Raw genomic sequence first — 15,919 nt, 5'->3', positions numbered from 1 at the left:
GCCCGTCGTCCCCTCCGCCGCGGCGGAGGGGACGACCCCGGTCAGGGGGTGTGGCGCAGCAGGACCGCACCGTGCGGCTCGATGGTCACCGGGACCGCGGTGCTGCCGGGGGCGACGCCGCGGGTGGCGTCCTCCTGGGCGGTGACCGGGGAGGTCGTGACCGCCTCCCCGGTCCAGAGCTCCTCGACCCGGCCCAGCCGCGCGGGCAGGTCGACGTCGAGGCTGTCCAGGGCGACCGCGAGGGGTTCCGTCCCCAGGTTGAACGCGGCGACGTAGCCGACGCCGTCCCCCTGCGCGGTCCAGAGCACCAGCGGCCCCTCGCGCAACACCTCGCGGTTGCCGGTGGCCTCCAGCACCGCGAGCACGTCGGCGTTGGTGAACAGCGCGATCGTCGCCGGGTCGGAGCTGGGCAGGTCCCCGCCGATCATCAGCGGCGAGCGGGCCACGACCCACAGCGTCACCAGCGTGCGGCGCTCGGCCGGGGTCAGCCGGTCGTGGCGGGGTTCGCCCCGCTCGGCGCGCAGGCCGATGCGTCCCAGCGGCAGCATGTCCCCGTCCGGCCAGCCCTGCGGACCGGCGTGCGGGGCCCAGCGGGCGAACCGGGCGAAGTTCGCCTCGACGTCCTCCCACCGGTCCCACAGGTCGTCGCAGATCCGCCACGTCGTGGCGTGCGCGCGCAGGTGCGCCAGCCGGGACAGGGACAGGTCCCGGCCGGGTGACAGGCTGAGCTGGATCTCGCGCCCCGACCGGGCGATCGCGCGCGCGTACGCCTCGACGTCGGCCGCCTGGTAGGGCCACAGCATGTCGTCGGCCTTGAGGAAGTCCACGCCCCACTGCGCGTACAGGGCCAGCGTCGAGTCGTAGTAGGCCTGCGCGCCGGGGTGGGAGTGGTCGAGGCCGAGCATGTCGGGGTTCCACTCGCAGACGTTGGTCCGGTCGGCCAGCGCGGCGGCGCCGACGCCGGCGCCGAGGACGGGGGTGTCCGCGGCGACGGCCGCGCGGGGGATCCCCCGCATGACGTGGATCCCGAACCTCAGGCCGAGGGCGTGGACCTGCGCGGCGAGCGGGGCGAACCCCGCCCCGCCCGCCGAGCTCGGGAACCGGCCCGGGTCGGGCACCAGCCGGCCGTGCTCGTCCAGGCACAGCGGGGCGCCCGCGTTGTAGCCGTGGGCCTTCGCCGTCGGGTCGGACCAGTCGATGTCGACGACGACGGTGTCCCAGCCGAACTCCAGGAGGTGCTCGGCCACGAACCGGGCGTTGGCGAGCACCTCCTCCTCGGTCACGGTGGTGCCGTAGCAGTCCCAGCTGTTCCACCCCATGGGGGGGCGGGAGGGGGGACCCCCGGCGGCGGTGGTCACGGGGCCCGGCGTCGGAGGCATGCGGCGACCCTAGGGCGGGGTCCTCCCGGAGTCCTCCGGCCGACGGGTGAGGGGTTCCAGGATCCTCAGCTACCGTGACCCCCGTGGACGCTCTCACCGTCGTCGAGCCCGCCCTCTGGGTGCACCGCGGGTCGGCGCCGCCCATGCGGGAGTTCCACCGCCACGACGACCTGGAGGTCAACGTCGCGCTGCGGGGTTCGCTGGAGTACCTGGTGGGGGGCGAGCGGGTCAGCGTGCCGGAGGGGTCCACGGCCGTGTTCTGGGCCGCGGCGCCGCACCGGCTGCTCTCCTCGGACGGGCCGCGGGACAGCGACACCTGCTGGGTGCACCTCCCGCTGGCGGTCGTCCTGCGGTGGTCCCTGCCCGCCGCGTTCTCGGCGACGGTGATGTCGCAGCGCACCGTCGTGGTGCCCACCGCGGTGATCGGCCCGCACGTGGAGGGGCTGTTCACCACCTGGCAGCGCGACCTGGCCCACCCCCGCGGGGCCGAGCCGGACACCGAGGCGATGCTGCTGGAGGCGAACGCCATGGTGCTGAGGATCCTGGGGCACCGCGGTCCGGCACCGACCCCCCGTCCCCGGCCCGACCTGCGGCCGGTCGCGCTGATGGCCCGCTACACCGCGGAGAACTTCCGCGACCGCATCTCCGCCGCCGACATCGCCCGGGCGGCCAACCTGAACCCGAACTACGCCACGACCCTGTTCCGCCGCGCCACCGGGGTCACCCTCGGCGACCAGCTGCTGCGGCACCGGATCGCCGAGGCGCAGCGGTTGCTGCTCACCACGTCGATGACGACGGCCGCCGTCGCCCACGCCGCCGGGTTCGGGTCGGGGAGCAGCCTGTACGCGCACTTCGCGCGGGCCTGCGGCTGCTCCCCCGGCGCCTACCGCGCCGCCCGCCCGGTCCCGGCGGGGGCGCGGTGAGGGCCCGCGCCGCCCGGGTCAGGCCAGCGCGGCGAACGTGACGGCGAAGCGCACCGGCTGCGCCTGCAGCCGGTAGGCCGGCAACGCGCCCGGCCCGCACGACGCCGTCCCGATCCCCTGCTGGGCGGCGTCCAGGTGCAGCCACACCCGGCCCTCGTCGCGCAGCGCCGAGGTGTGGGTCGAGGCGTCGAGCGCCTCGGTGCTCCACGGCCGCACGGTGACCCCGATCGCGGGGTCGGCCTCCAGCCGCAGCCCGGAGCCGTCGTCCGCGGTGAGCTCGGCCCACCGGACGTCGGCGCGCTGGCCGTTCTCCTGGGGTCGGACGTAGGGGGTCTGCAGGTCCTCCACCGACCGCGAGAACCGGCTGGTCCACGTCGCCGCCCCGGTGTCGGGGTACGCCTCGCCCGGGCCGCGCCCGAACCAGGTGAGGGTGCGCAGCGCCCGGGGCAGCTCCAGGCGGAGCCCGACGCGCGGGAGCGGGACGGACAGGCCCCCCGGCGCCTGCGGGAGCACGTCGACCTCCAGCCGGACCGCGCCGTCGCCGACGGCGCTCCAGCGCCAGGTGGTGGCGAAACCCGTGTCCGTCCCCGCCGGGGCGGAGCGGCCGGCCACGACGACGTCGGAGCCGGAGACCTCCACCGACCCCGTCCGGTGCCGCAGGCGGTGCAGGCCCAGCGCGCGCCACGCCGGTTCCAGCGGTTCCCCGTGCTCGCCGCGGTCGTTGTCGGTGGGGGCCCGCCACAGGGCCAGCTCCAGGGACCGCGCCGGGAACGCCCCCAGCCGGTGCAGCGCCCCGGTGCGGGCGTCGAGGACCGCGGGACCCACCAGCAGGTCCGGGCCCCGGCGCGCCGGTCCGCGGCCGGGGCTGCGCGCCGGGGCGGGCGCGTCGGCCAGCTGCACCTGCCCGCGCCCCAGGACGTGACCGGCGTCGGCCCAGCTGGTGGCGCGGGCCAGCACCGCGGTCACGGTGAACCAGCGTTCCGCCGTGGCGGCGGGCAGGGCCGGGACCTCCTCGGGCAGCTCGAGCAGCGTCGAGGCGCGGGGGGCGAGCTCGGGCGTCGCGAGCTCGCCGGCGGCGACCTCGAGCCCGTCGTCCTCCACGCTCCAGCGCAGCCGCACGTGGTCGAGGTCGACGACGTCGTGGTGGTTGGTCAGCCGCAGCCGGCCACCCGCCGGGGTTTCCTCGGGGCGCAGCCTGACCTGGGTGATGACGGCCGCGTAGTCGAGCAGGCCCGGGGAGGGGGTCCGGTCGGGGAACACCAGGCCGTCGGCGACGAAGGCCCCGTCGTGCAGGGGCTCGCGGAAGTCGCCGCCGTAGGCGAACCGCTCGCGCCCGTCCGGTCCCCGCTGGCGCAGGCCGTGGTCGATCCACTCCCAGACGAAGCCGCCCATGCAGCGGTCGGAGCTCTCGAAGAGGTCCTGGTACTCCGCGAGCCCGCCGGGACCGTTGCCCATGGCGTGCGCGTACTCGCACTGCACGAACGGCATGGCCCGCCGCCGCGCGTCGGCCGCCGCGTCGGGCAGGGCCTCCTCGGTCCGGGTGGCGATGGCCGCGACCTCGGCGTGGGTGGCGTACATGCGGGAGTAGACGTCGGCGTACGGGACGGCCCAGTCGTGCTCGTAGTGGACCAGGCGCGAGGGGTCGCGGTCCGCGACCCACGCCGACATCGCCGCGAGGTTCTGGCCGGTGCCGCTCTCGTTGCCCAGCGACCAGAGCACGACGCTGGGGTGGTTCTTGTCCCGCTCGACGGTGCGCCGGATCCGGTCCAGGTAGGCCTCGCGCCAGCGCGGGTCGTCGGAGGGGTTGTTCCGCCAGTCCAGCAGCCAGAAGCCGTGGGTCTCCAGGTCGCACTCGTCGACGACCCACAGGCCGTGCTCGTCGCACAGCTCCAGGAAGCGCGGGTGCGGGGGGTAGTGGCTGGTGCGGACGGCGTTGACGTTGTGCCGCTTCATCAGCAGCACGTCGGCCAGCATCTCGGCCTCGGTGACGGCGCGGCCGCGGTCGGCGGACACCTCGTGGCGGTTGACCCCGCGCAGCTTCACCGGGGCGCCGTTGACGGTGAACACGCCGTCGACGACGGCCACGGTGCGGAACCCGATCCGCAGCCGGACCCGCTCCCCCGCCGTGGACACCTCGGCGTCGTAGAGGCGCGGCACCTCCGCCGACCAGGGCTCGACCGCGGGGAGGGGGACGTCCTCGTTCGTCGCCGCGTCCACCCCGAGCTCGGGGACGCGCAGCCGGGCGGGGCCGGGGGTGTCCACCCGCAGGGTCCCGCCCCCGGTGCGGTGGTCGTAGCCGGCGTGGACGAAGACGTCCTCGACGGCGTCGGCGGGGCGGGCGAGGAGGGTGACGTCGCGGAAGATCCCGGACAGCCACCACATGTCCTGGTCCTCCAGGTAGCTGGCCGCGGACCACTGGTGCACCCGGACGGCCAGCAGGTGCTCGTCGCGGGCGGGGTCCAGGGCGGCGGTGACGTCGAACTCGACGGGCAGGCGGCTGCCCACCGAGCGGCCGACCTCGGTGCCGTCGACCCAGGCGGTGAACGCGGAGTCGACCCCCTCGAAGCGCAGCACGGCGCGGGCCCCCTCCGCCCCGAACCCCGCGGGCAGCGCGAACGCGCGGCGGTGGTCGCCGGTGGGGTTCTCGTCGGGCACGAAGGGCGGCTCGACGGGGAAGGGGTAGACGATGTTCGTGTAGGCCGGGACGCCCCAGCCCTGCAGCTGCCAGTGCCCCGGGACGGTGATCTCGCCCCAGCCCCCGTCGTCCAGCGCCGGGTCGGCGAGGTCGGCCGGTGCGTCGGCCCGCTCGGCGTAGCGGAAGCGCCAGCCGCCGTTCAGCGACAGCGCGGGCGCGTCGGAACGCACCCACGCCCGGGCGGGCAGGGCACCGCGCCCGGGCGTGAAGTCCTCGAACCAGTGGTTCATCCCTTGGTGGCTCCCAGCGTCAGACCGGAGACGAACTGCTTCTGCAGCGCGAAGAACACGACGAGCACCGGCAGGGCCACGAGGACCGAACCGGCCGACAGCAGGTTGTAGTCGGTGAAGAACTGACCCTTGAGGTTGTTCAGCGAGCTGGTGATGGGGAACTTGTCCCCCGACTGCAGCAGGACCGTGGCCCAGAAGAACTCGTTGTAGATCCAGGTGATCTCGAGCACCGCGAGAGCGGCCAGGGCGGGCCGGCACAGCGGCAGGGTGATCTTCCAGTACTGCTTGAAGACGCTCAGGCCGTCGACCTGGGCCGCTTCGTAGAGCTCGTAGGGCAGCGTCTTCATGTAGTTGCTGAGCACGAAGGCGCAGAACCCGGTCTGGAAGGCCGTGTTGACGATGATCAACGCCCAGTAGCTGTCGAGCAGGGTCCCCGAGTAGCTGAACCAGAACGGGACCTCGATCGCCTTGAAGAGGCGGAAGAGCGGGATCAGCAGGGCCTGCGGCGGCAGCAGGTTCGCGGCTGTGAAGAGCCCGAGCAGGGCGAGGTTGAACTTGAAGTTGAACCGGGCCACCACGAAGGCGACCATCGACGCCAGGAGCAGCGCCAGCACCACGGAGGGCACCGTGATGATGACCGAGTTGAAGAAGTGCCGGCCGAAGTTCCCCTGCCGCCAGGCGTTCGCGTAGTTGTCCAGGGTGAAGCCCCCGAAGGACGCGTACCCGTTGGCCTGGGTGTACCCGTAGTCGCGGAAGGAGTTGAACACCGCCCACAGCAGGGGGAAGAGCCAGAGGATCGACGCCCCGATGAGGAACACGTAGAGCACGACGCGCGCGGGCGGGGTCTTGTGCGGCACCGCGGGGACGTCGCCCCCCGACCGGGGGCGCACCCCCGGGATCGTGGTGGAGCTCATCGTTCGTCCTCCCGCATGACGACCGCCAGGTAGATGCTGATGAACACGAGCGAGATCACCAGCATGATCGTCGCCAGTGCGGAGCCGAAGCCGATCCGGCTGGCCTCACCGACGATGTTCGCCGTGACCAGGGTGGCGATCAGCTCCAGGCCGTTGCGGCCCTGGTTGATCACCCAGACGAGGTCGAAGGCGCGCAGCGACTCGATGACGGTGATGACGAGCACGATGATGTTGATGGGGCGCATGACCGGGAAGACGATCCGGAAGAAGGTCTGCACCTGGTTGGCGCCGTCCATCTGCGCCGCCTCCTTGAGGGAGGCGTCGACGCCCTTGAGGCCGGCCAAGTACAGCAGCATCACGTACCCGACCTGCTTCCAGCAGGTCGCGAACAGGGCGGCCCACAGGTTCCACCGGGGGTCGCCGTAGAAGTCGACCTGGGTGCCGAGGACCGCGTTGACGAGACCCTGGTCGCGGGAGTACATGAGCTGCCAGATGAACCCGACCAGCGCCAGCGACAGCACGACCGGCAGGTACAGGGCCGTCTGGTAGAACCGGCTGCCCTTGAGCTCCTTGTCGATGAGCACCGCGAAGAGGATGCCCAGCGGGGTCGCCACCACGAACATGACGACCAGCCAGATGAGGTTGTGCCGGACGGCCGGGCCGAACGGCGGGTAGTTGGTGAAGACGTTGGTGTAGTTCTCCACACCGATGACCTTCACGTCGGCCAGCGATCCGATCCCGTCCCAGCTGGTGAACGAGAGGAGGACCGACGCGATGGCCGGCAGCCAGATCAGCCCCACGACGACGAGGGTGGGGATCGCCACCATGAGGATCACGGCGACCCGGTCGTAGCCGCTGAGGCGGCGGACGCGCTGGTTCTTGCCGGTGCCCTGGTGCGACCCCGCAGCCGGCGCGGGGTGCGCCGTCTGCGGGGCGACGAGCGGCAGGTCGGGACTCGACACGGGACGCTCCTCAGGAGGTGAAGATGCTCTTCTTCTGGTTCTCGATGTCGTTGCAGAGACCGTCGATGTCGGCGGGGTTCGAGATGAAGGTTTGCAGCGAGGGGATCATGACGGTCGAGGCGAAGTCGGGACGCGTGTCGCGGTCCATGAACTGCGAGATCGAGGCCGCGTTCGCGACGAACTCGGCGCACTTCTTCTGCAGCTCGGTGTAGTGCCCCTGGTCGGACTTCGAGTTCGCCGCGATGCCGGAGGGGTCGTTGGTGGTCTGCACGACGCCGTCCTCGGGGGACCCGAAGTACTCCAGCAGCTTCCTGGCGCCCTCCTCGTTGCGGGGGCGCTTGGACATCATGAAGCCGTCGATGGGGGCCTCGACCGCGTCCGCGCCGATGGCCGGGTCGACCTCGGGGAAGTTGAAGAAGTCGATGTCCTCCTGGTCGGCCTCCTCGAACTGCTGGCCGATGAAGGAGCCGATGACCATCATCCCGGACGTCTTGTTGACGATGCCGCTCGCGGCCTCCTGCCAGGTGCGGCCGAGGGAGTCCGTCTGGTGGTAGGGCAGGAGCCCGCGCCAGGTGTCGAAGACCGTCTTGACCTTCTGGTCGGTCCAGGCCTCCTCGCCGGCCATGAGGTCGAGGTGGAACTGGTAGCCGTTGATGCGCATGTTGAGCTGGTCGAAGGTGCCCATGGCCGGCCACCCCTCCTTGTCCGCGAACGCCAGCGGCACCAGGCCGTCGGCCTGCATCTGCTGGGAGAGGGCGGTCATCTCGTCGAGGGTGGTGGGGGCCTGGTAGCCGCGCTCGGCCCAGAGGGACTTGCGGTAGAAGACGGCCCACGGGCCGTAGGTGGTGGGGACGAGGTACTGCTTGCCGTCCTCGCCCGTGGAGGCCTTCTTGAAGGCGTCGGTGTAGTTGGCCCCGACGGTGGACCACACGTCGCTGATGTCGGAGGCGAGGCCCTGGGCGGCGAAGAACTGCATCCGGTACCCGGCGAACCAGGAGAAGACGTCGTCGGGGCTGCCCTGGAGGTAGTTGTTGATGTTGTTCTGGAAGGTGGTGTGGTCGACGGTGTTGAGCTTGATCGAGATGCCCTGCTTCTGCTGGGCGTCCTCGACCATCGCCTTCATCGTCTTGAGCGGGACCTCGTCGGAGAAGTTCGAGCCGAGGGTGACCTGGGAGCCGCCCCCACCGCCCCCGGACGTCTCGCCACCGCCGCCGCAGGCGGCCAGCAGGGCGGGGATCCCGGCGGCGAGCATCGAGCCGCGCAGCATCGACCGGCGGCTGAAACCGTGGCGGCCGGCGGACGCGGGCACGAGGCCGGCGAGGTACTCGGACTCGGTGGTGGGGCGGTTCATCGCGACTCCTTCGTCGGCGTCCGGCGAGGGCCGGCTTCGCACTTCTCGGCCGGCCGTTCGCACGGGCGACCACGTCACGGCAAGACTGGGCCTGCGTCCGTGGCGTGTCAAGCGGATCGCCCGAAACCCAACGAAACCGTGAACTCCTCGTGTTCGGGTCTGTTGGAAACCTCGCGCCGGGCCGGCCCCGGACGTTGACTCCGGGATCGCGGAACCCCCATGCTCGACGGGTCGACGTCGACGGGTCCACGCTCGCCGTGGGGTGGGGGTGTACCGGTGGTGCTGGCGCGGAACCGGCAGGAACTGATCCTGGAGTCGTTGCGCCGCAACGGGGGCGTCCGGGTATCGGAACTCGTCCGGAAACTCGGGGTGTCGGACGTCACCATCCGCCGGGACATCGGGGAACTGTCCCGGCGGGGCCTGGCCGACCGCGTGCACGGCGGCGCCGCCCTGCCCGAGGGTTCCGGTGGCGAGTCCGGTTCCCCACCGTCCGGGACGGCGGACCGGACCGCGGAACGGGCGCTGGGACGCCTCGCGGCGACGCTCGTCCGGCCCGGTTCCTCGATCGCCCTCTCCGCCGGGAACGCGACCCTGGAGGTGGCGGCGGCGGTGCGGGCGGTCGCCGACCTGACCGTGGTGACGAACTCCCCCGCCGTCGCGCAGCTCCTGCACGACCCGGCCCGCCCCGACCGCACCGTCGTCCTCACCGGCGGCACCCTGAACCCCGCCGGCGCCCTGGTCGGGCCGCTGACCGCACGCACCCTGGCCCCCCTCCACGTCGACCTGCTGTTCCTCCCGGTCCACGGCTTCGCGGCCGCGGCGGGCCTCACGGGCCGGGACCTGGCCGGGGTGGAGACCGACCGGGCGCTGGTGGCCGCCGCCGCGTGCACGGTGGTGGTGGCCGGCTCCGGGCGGTGGGGGGTCGTGGGGCTGGCGTCCGTCGCGGGCTGGGACGAGGTGGGCGTCGTGGTGAGCGACGAGGGGTTGCCGCCGGAGGCGCGGAACCTCCTGCGCGGACGGCTGCTGCTCGCGGAACCGGACGCGCCGGCCCCCGGCACCGGGGGCGGGACCCGCTGACGGGCCCCGCCCCGGGAACCTCAGAGCCGGCGGGTGCGCAGCAGCACCAGCTGCTGGGGTTGCAGCGCCGGGGCGGCCACCCCCACCGCGGCCAGCGTCCGGCCGTTCATCCGCACCCCGCTCGCGAGCCACGGCAGGTCCTTCCCCCCGCGCACCGCGGGGACGTCGCCGGGAGCCTGGGCGCTGACCTCGTACTCCGCCTGCGGCGACAACCCGGGCAACCGCACCCGCCCCGGGACCGAGGTGTCGGGCGTGCCGAGCTGCACCACCGCGAACAGGCCGTCGCCGCCGTCGGGCGCCACCGTGCCGTGCACCAGGAACGACGGGTCGTGGTCGTCGGCCCGCACGAGGGTCCCCGTGTGCAGGAGTTCGCGGACCTCCTTGTACAGCGCGACCCAGCGGGCCAGTTCCTCGCGCTCGGCCGGGTCCATCCGGGTGAGGTCGGTCTCGACGCCGAACGAGGCGAACAGGGCGGTGCCGGCCCGGAACGACAGGTCGCTGCTGCGGTGGGTGGTGTGCGACGGGGACGCGCCGACGTGGGAGCCGATGAGTTCCGGCGGCACGAGCTGGGTCGTCCAGCGCTGGATCTGCTGGCGCTCCAGGGGGTCGAGGCAGTCGCTGCCCCAGACCCGGTCGGTGTGCTCCAGGATCTCCAGGTCGACGCGCAGCCCGCCCGAGGAGCAGGACTCGATCTCGACCCCGGGGTGGCGGGCCCGCAGCTCGTCCAGCAGGCGGTAGACCGCGAGGGTCTGGGCGTGCACGCCCGCCCGCCCGGAGGGTCCCGAACCCGCTTCGAGCAGGTCGCGGTTGTGGTCCCACTTCAGGTAGGCGATCTCGTACTCGGTGAGGATCGCGTCCAGGCGCGCGAGGACGTGCGCGTAGGCGTCGGGGTTGCCCAGGTCGAGGACCTGCTGCTGGCGCGAGGGCAGCGGGGTGCGGCCCCCGGTCCGCAGCACCCAGTCCGGGTGGGCGCGGACGAGGTCGGAGTCGGGGTTCACCATCTCCGGCTCGACCCAGAGGCCGAACTCCAGGCCGAGGGCCCGGACCCCGTCGACCAGCGGGTGCAGGCCCTGCGGCCAGATCCCCTCGTCGACGTACCAGTCCCCCAGCCCGGCGTCGTCGGAGCGGCGGTGCCGGAACCAGCCGTCGTCGAGGACGTAGCGCTCCGCCCCCACCTGCGCGGCGGCGCGGGCGAGGTCGAGCAGGCGCTCGAGGTCGAGGTCGAAGTAGACCGCCTCCCACGTGTTGACCACCACCGGGCGCGGGCGCGGGGGGTGGTGCGGGCGCGCGCGCAGGTGCCGGTGGAAGCGCGCGGCGATCCCGTCCAGCCCCTCGTCCGACCAGGCGCCGAACACCCAGGGGGTGCGGTAGCCCTCCCCGCTCGCCAGCCGGACCTCGCCGGGCAGCAGGAGCTCCCCGGCCGCCAGCGTCGTCGTGCCGCTGGAGAGCTTCTCGACGCTGCTGCGGTGGTTGCCGCTGAAGGCGGTGTGGGTGGCCCACACCTCCCCGGTGCGGAAGCCGAAGCCCTGCGTCCCGACGGCGAGGACCAGCGGGGCGTCGGGGCCGGTGCGACCGCGGCGGTTCTCCCGCACGTGGGCCCCGACGGTCAGCGGGCGCCGCTGGGGGACGCGCTCCTTGGCCCAGCGGCCGGCGAGGTCGAGGACCTTCGTCGCGACGGGCGGGACGGGCAGGGCGGGGGCGAGGTCGGCGACCTCGTACTCCGCCGCCCCCGTGTTGGTCAGCGTCGCCCGGTGCCGCAGCAGGCCGGAGGGCAGCAGCTCCAGCTCCAGGGTCAGGGCCAGCCCCGCCTCGGCGTCGGCCGCGTCCAGCACGAGGCGCCCGCCCCCGTCCCCCTCCTCGACCAGGGCGGCGGTGGGGGCGAAGCGCGTCGACCACGCGGTGCCGGCGCGGTGCCCGGACAGACCGGGCCGGCCGTTCCAGCCCCAGGCCTGCTCGGGGAGCAGGCGCACCGGCTGGGGTTCGTCGAGGTCGTTGTTGGCCCGGGCCGTCCGCCCGGAGAGCGCGAGGTCGGCCAGGGCCGCCTCGGAGAGGTCGCCGAGGTCGGCGCCCCAGTGCAGGACGGTGGGCGTGGAGGTGGTGTGCAGCTGCACGACGAGGCTCACCCCCGCCGCGCGCAGGTGCAGGACCCGCCCGAGGGCCCCGGCGGTCGCACCGGGGGTGCCCGGAGGGGGGCGGAGGTCGGGATCGGGCGGGAGGGTCACGGTCGCTCCGTCGGGCACGTCGGTGTGGCAGGACGAGGACACTTGTACGCCGAAAGCTCCACCCCGTCAACGGAGGCTCGCCGAGCCTCCTCGTGGACCGTCGACCATCGGGTAGGTTCCACTCCGACACTCACTGACGAGAGGGGACGACCGTGGACGCACCCGTCCGGCCGGCACCGCCCGCCGTCGCGTGGACCCCGCTGACGGGGACGGCGCACAGCATCGCCCTCGAGGTCCTCCTCGACGGCCCCCTCCCCCGCAGCGAGCTGGCCCGGCGGCTGGACCTGTCCGCCGGCACCCTCACCCGCCTCTCCAAGCCCCTGCTGGACTCGGGGCTGCTCCAGGAGACCGGCAGCGCCTACGACCCGGTCACCGGCCGGCCCACCCGCCCGATGGACGTGGACGAGAACTCCCACCTCTTCGTGGGGGTCAAGCTCACCGCGCGCACCGCCCACGCCGTGCTCACCTCCCTGCGCGCCACCGTGCTGGCCAGCGACGAGGCGGTGCTGCCCGACCCCTCCCCCGGCGCCGTCGTCGAGACCGTCGTCGACCTCGTCCGCTCCGTCGTCGCCGGGCACCCCGGGGGCACCGGCACCGACCTGCGCGCCGTGGGGGTCAGCCTCGGCGGGCTCGTCGGCGACCACGGCCACGTCCTCAGCGCCACCTTCCTCGGCTGGCAGGACGTGCCCCTGGGGCGGGTGCTGGAGGAGCGCCTCGGGCTGCCCGTCGTCGTCGACAACGACCTGCTGTCCTTCACCCGCGCGGAGCAGTGGTTCGGCGCGGCCCGCCGGTGCCGGCACTTCGCCGTGCTCACCGTCGGGGAGGGCCTGGGCTACGGCCTGGTCGTCCACGACGAGGTCGTGGACCGCCCCGACGCCGGGGTCGGGCTGCTGGGGCACTTCCCGCTGCTGCCGGGCGGGCCGCTGTGCCCCCAGGGCCACCAGGGCTGCGCCGACGCCCTGCTCACCGCGGCCGCGGTCGAGGCCCGGGCCTCGGCCGCCCTGCGGCGCCCGCTCGGGTACGAGGAGGTCCTCGACCTCGCCGAGGCGGGCGAGCCGCTGGCGCGCCGCGTCGTGGACGACTCCGCCGAGGCGCTGGGAACCCTCGTCGCCGCGATCGCCAACCTCACCATGCCCGAGAAGGTGATCCTCTCCGGGGAGGGCATCCGGCTCGCGGTCGTCGGCCGCGACGCGCTCCTCGCCGGGCTGCGCGCCCACCGCAGCCCCTACGCCTCGGAGCTGGACCTCGACGTCCAGCCGACCGGGTTCACCGAGTGGGCGCGCGGCGCCGCCGTCACCGCCATCCGCACCTTCGTGCTCGGCCACCGCCGCTGACCCCGCGCGGGAGGCCGCGGCCCGGGCCGGGCACCTAGACTGGCCGGGTGCGGACCGCGGGAGCGACGAACGGGCGACTGGTGCGCCGTCGCCACGTCGACCTGTGCCGCACCCACGGCGCCACCTGTTCCTGAGGAGTCCCCGCCGGATCCCCTCCCCAGGAGCCCTCGTGAGCCCGTCCCTCTGCCTGGTCGGTGCCGGTCCCCGCGCCCTCGGCGTCCTCGACCGGTTGTCCGCGCACGCCTCGAACGACCCCGCGCGCCGGGTCGAGGTGCACGTCGTCGACCCCCACCCGCCGGGAGCGGGACGGATCTGGCGCGCCGACCAGCACCCCCTGCTGTGGATGAACTCCCGCGCCGCCGACGTGACGGTGCTGCCCGACGCCTCCTCGGTGCTCACCGCCCCGGTGCGGACGGGACCGACGCTGCACGCCTGGCTCGACGCCCACCGCGAGGAGCTCGCGGCGGAGTTCGCGGCGGCCGGCGAGGACGACCTGCACCGGGAGGTGCTGGGGGTGCGGGAGGGGACGTTCGTCTCCCGCGCGCTCGGCAGCCGCTACCTCTCCTGGGCGTGGCGCCGGGTCCTCGACGGCCTGCCGCCGAACGTCGTCGTCCACCCGCACCGCACCCGGGTCGTCGACCTCGGGGAGGAGGGCGGGGTCCAGGTGGTGCGGCTGGAGGACGGCGGGACCCTGCGGGTCGACGCCGTGGTCCTCGCCCAGGGCCACCCCGACGTCGTCCCCGGGCCCCGGGAACGGGCCGCGCGGGAGTTCGCCGACCGCCACGGCCTGGGGTACGTCGCCCCCGGCTACACCAGCGACCTCGGTCTCGTCGAGGACGAGCGGACGCTGCCCCCCGGCGCCGACGTCGTCGTCGCCGGGATGGGGCTCGCGTTCGTCGACCTCACCGTCCTGGTGGGCCAGGGCCGCGGGGGCCGCTTCACCGAGGAGGCGCACGGGCTCGTCTACCACCCCAGCGGCCGGGAACCGGTGCTGCACGTCGGGAGCCGGCGGGGCGTCCCCTACCGCTCGAAGATCACCTACGTGCTCGACGAGCGCCCGCCGCTGCCCCGGTTCTTCTCGCCCGGGGAGTTCGAGACCTCCCCGCGCCCGCTGAACCTGCGTGCGGACCTGTGGCCGGCCATCGCCAAGGAGCTCGCCGGGGCGCACTACCACGAGCTGTTCCGCGCCCACCCGGACCGCACGTCGATGGACGCCGGGGAGTTCGAGCGCCGCTTCGCGCCCGCGGCGTGGGGCAGCCGGGAACTCGACGACCTCGTCGGCGCCGCCGTCCCCGACCCGCGGGACCGGCTCGACCTGCGCCACCTCGACCGCCCGCTCGCCGGGTGGCGCGGCGCGGACGCCCGGGAGGTCCACGACCGGGTCCGCGCCCACGTCGCCGACGACGTGGCCCGCCGCGGGGATCCCGCGCACAGCCCGGACGCCGCGGTGTTCTCCGCGCTGCTGTCCTGCTACGTGACCGTCGCGGGCCTGGCCCACCGCGGCCTGCTGGACGAGGCGTCCCGCCTCGAGGTCGACGGCTGGTGGCACGGGTTCTTCAGCTACGTCGCCTCCGGGCCCCCGCCGCAGCGGCTGCGCGAACTGCTCGCCCTCGCCGACGCCGGCGTGGTCAGGTTCCTCGGCGGCGACCTGCGGGTGCGTCCCGACGAGGTCGGGCGGTGCTGGACGGCGCGGTCGGCCAACAGCCCCGAGGAGGTCTGCGCCCGGGTGCTGGTGGACGCCCGGCTGCCCACCCCCAGCCTCGCCGAGAGCGCCGACCCGCTGCTGGCCGCGCTCGCCCGCCGGGGCGAGGTCGCCGAGGTCGGCGACGGGCGGATCGTCGTCGACCCGGACCAGCGGATCGTCGCGGCGGACGGTTCGGTGCACCCGTCCCGCTTCGCCGTGGGGCCCTGGGTCGCGGGCGGGGGCTGGGCGGCGGCGTTCGCCCGCCCGGGCCTGGACGCGGGGTTCTTCCGGCTCAACGACCGGATCGCGGCGACGCTGCTGGAACCTGCGCCGCGGGTCAGCGTCGTCGGCCCCCGATCAGCCAGTAGCGCGCCGTCCCGCGAAACTGCTCCCGCCGACTGAGCTCCACCTCGAGCTCCTCGAGGTCGGCCGCGGCCCGGTCGTCGACCCGTTCGGCCTCCTCCAGCAGCGTCGTGACGGCGAGGATCCCCGCGCGCTGGGCGACGTCGCACCCGGCCTCGGTCAGCGCGTCCTCGGCGAACTCCGGGGACAGCCGCAGCGCGGAACGGCCGGTCCCCGGGTCGAGGGCGCGTTCGGCGTCCAGGACGATCCAGGCCGCGGCCGGCCCCTCGCGCAGGACCGTGGCGACGACGTCGGCCGCGGGGTCGGGGGCGAGCAGGGACACCAGCCCCCCGGGCCGCACGGAGGAGGTGAGGGTGGCGACGTCGGCGCGGACCTGCTCGTGGGAGCGCCGGTGCTGCAGGACGTCGTGGCACAGCACCACGTCGAAGGACCCCGAACCGCCCTCGCGGTGACGGGTCAGCGCGGCCAGCGCGGTGAGGTCCTCCAGGTCGGCGGCGACGGTGTGCAGCCGGTCCCCGACCCCGGCGGCGCCCGCCGCGGCCCGCGCCAGGGCGAGCATCTCCGGGGACCGGTCGAGGACGGTCACCGCGTGACCGGCGAGGGCGAACTGCACGGCGTCCCGCCCGTCCCCGCCGCCGGCGTCCAGGACCCGCAGCGGTTCCCCGCCCAGCTCCGCGCACCACTCCCGCAGGACCCGGGCGACGACGCGGTAGCGCAACCGGCCCCACGGGGAGTCCTGCCACAGCGCCCAGGCCGCGGCCTCCCCCGAGGCCGCGGTCACGGGG

Annotated in this window: 11 protein-coding genes; 4 read left to right on the top strand and 7 right to left on the bottom strand. The window is 74.3% G+C overall.

Features of this window, described 5'->3' with window-relative positions; translation table 11 throughout:
• Positions 1-41: 41 nt before the first annotated feature.
• Positions 42-1,379, bottom strand: a complete 1,338-nt coding sequence (locus KRAD_RS16645; RefSeq protein WP_012086813.1) for a glycoside hydrolase family 27 protein — start codon at positions 1,377-1,379, stop codon at positions 42-44.
• A gap of 83 nt (positions 1,380-1,462) precedes the next feature.
• Here KRAD_RS16645 and KRAD_RS16640 point away from each other — a divergent pair, with 83 nt between their 5' ends.
• Complete coding sequence (locus KRAD_RS16640) at positions 1,463-2,302, top strand: helix-turn-helix domain-containing protein (RefSeq protein WP_157873631.1); 840 nt, start codon at positions 1,463-1,465, stop codon at positions 2,300-2,302.
• Positions 2,303-2,320: 18 nt separating this feature from the next.
• On the opposite strand, the gene KRAD_RS16635 is transcribed toward KRAD_RS16640, so the two are convergent.
• Genes KRAD_RS16635 through KRAD_RS16620 form a run of 4 tightly spaced genes read right to left on the bottom strand, consistent with a single transcriptional unit; the run spans position 2,321 to position 8,454 of the window.
• Positions 2,321-5,227: a glycoside hydrolase family 2 TIM barrel-domain containing protein gene (locus KRAD_RS16635; RefSeq protein WP_012086811.1), complete on the bottom strand. Its 2,907-nt coding sequence runs from the start codon at positions 5,225-5,227 to the stop codon at positions 2,321-2,323.
• Positions 5,224-6,141, bottom strand: a complete 918-nt coding sequence (locus tag KRAD_RS16630; RefSeq protein WP_012086810.1) for a carbohydrate ABC transporter permease — start codon at positions 6,139-6,141, stop codon at positions 5,224-5,226. The genes KRAD_RS16635 and KRAD_RS16630 overlap by 4 nt, the downstream gene beginning before the upstream one ends.
• Entirely contained in the window at positions 6,138-7,103 is a 966-nt protein-coding gene (locus KRAD_RS16625; protein WP_012086809.1) for a carbohydrate ABC transporter permease, read from the bottom strand. Before KRAD_RS16625 ends, KRAD_RS16630 begins: the two co-directional genes overlap by 4 nt.
• Before the next feature lie 10 nt (positions 7,104-7,113).
• Positions 7,114-8,454: an ABC transporter substrate-binding protein gene (locus KRAD_RS16620; RefSeq protein WP_012086808.1), complete on the bottom strand. Its 1,341-nt coding sequence runs from the start codon at positions 8,452-8,454 to the stop codon at positions 7,114-7,116.
• Positions 8,455-8,730: 276 nt separating this feature from the next.
• On the opposite strand from KRAD_RS16620, the gene KRAD_RS16615 reads away from it, so the two are divergent.
• A complete protein-coding gene (locus tag KRAD_RS16615) occupies positions 8,731-9,531 on the top strand; it encodes a DeoR/GlpR family DNA-binding transcription regulator (protein ID WP_012086807.1) in 801 nt (266 codons plus the stop codon).
• 20 nt (positions 9,532-9,551) lie between these two features.
• Here the strand turns inward: KRAD_RS16615 and KRAD_RS16610 are convergent, their stop codons facing one another.
• Positions 9,552-11,753: an alpha-galactosidase gene (locus KRAD_RS16610; protein WP_012086806.1), complete on the bottom strand. Its 2,202-nt coding sequence runs from the start codon at positions 11,751-11,753 to the stop codon at positions 9,552-9,554.
• 152 nt (positions 11,754-11,905) lie between these two features.
• On the opposite strand from KRAD_RS16610, the gene KRAD_RS16605 reads away from it, so the two are divergent.
• Positions 11,906-13,087, top strand: coding sequence for an ROK family transcriptional regulator (locus KRAD_RS16605; protein ID WP_012086805.1), 1,182 nt, complete (start codon positions 11,906-11,908; stop codon positions 13,085-13,087).
• A 169-nt stretch (positions 13,088-13,256) separates the two neighbouring features.
• Complete coding sequence (locus KRAD_RS16600; RefSeq protein WP_012086804.1) at positions 13,257-15,173, top strand: FAD/NAD(P)-binding protein; 1,917 nt, start codon at positions 13,257-13,259, stop codon at positions 15,171-15,173.
• Here the strand turns inward: KRAD_RS16600 and KRAD_RS16595 are convergent.
• The gene (locus KRAD_RS16595) at positions 15,109-15,915 is read right to left on the bottom strand and encodes a class I SAM-dependent methyltransferase (protein WP_012086803.1); all 807 of its coding nucleotides are present in this window, start codon (positions 15,913-15,915) and stop codon (positions 15,109-15,111) included. The two genes, KRAD_RS16600 and KRAD_RS16595, sit on opposite strands and share 65 nt — an antisense overlap.
• Between the last annotated feature and the right edge of the window lie 4 nt (positions 15,916-15,919).

This window comes from Kineococcus radiotolerans SRS30216 = ATCC BAA-149, from assembly GCF_000017305.1.
Taxonomy (GTDB): domain Bacteria; phylum Actinomycetota; class Actinomycetes; order Actinomycetales; family Kineococcaceae; genus Kineococcus; species Kineococcus radiotolerans.
The sequence above is the reverse complement of the archived record's forward strand: the minus strand, read 5'-3'. Positions and strand labels throughout refer to the sequence as shown.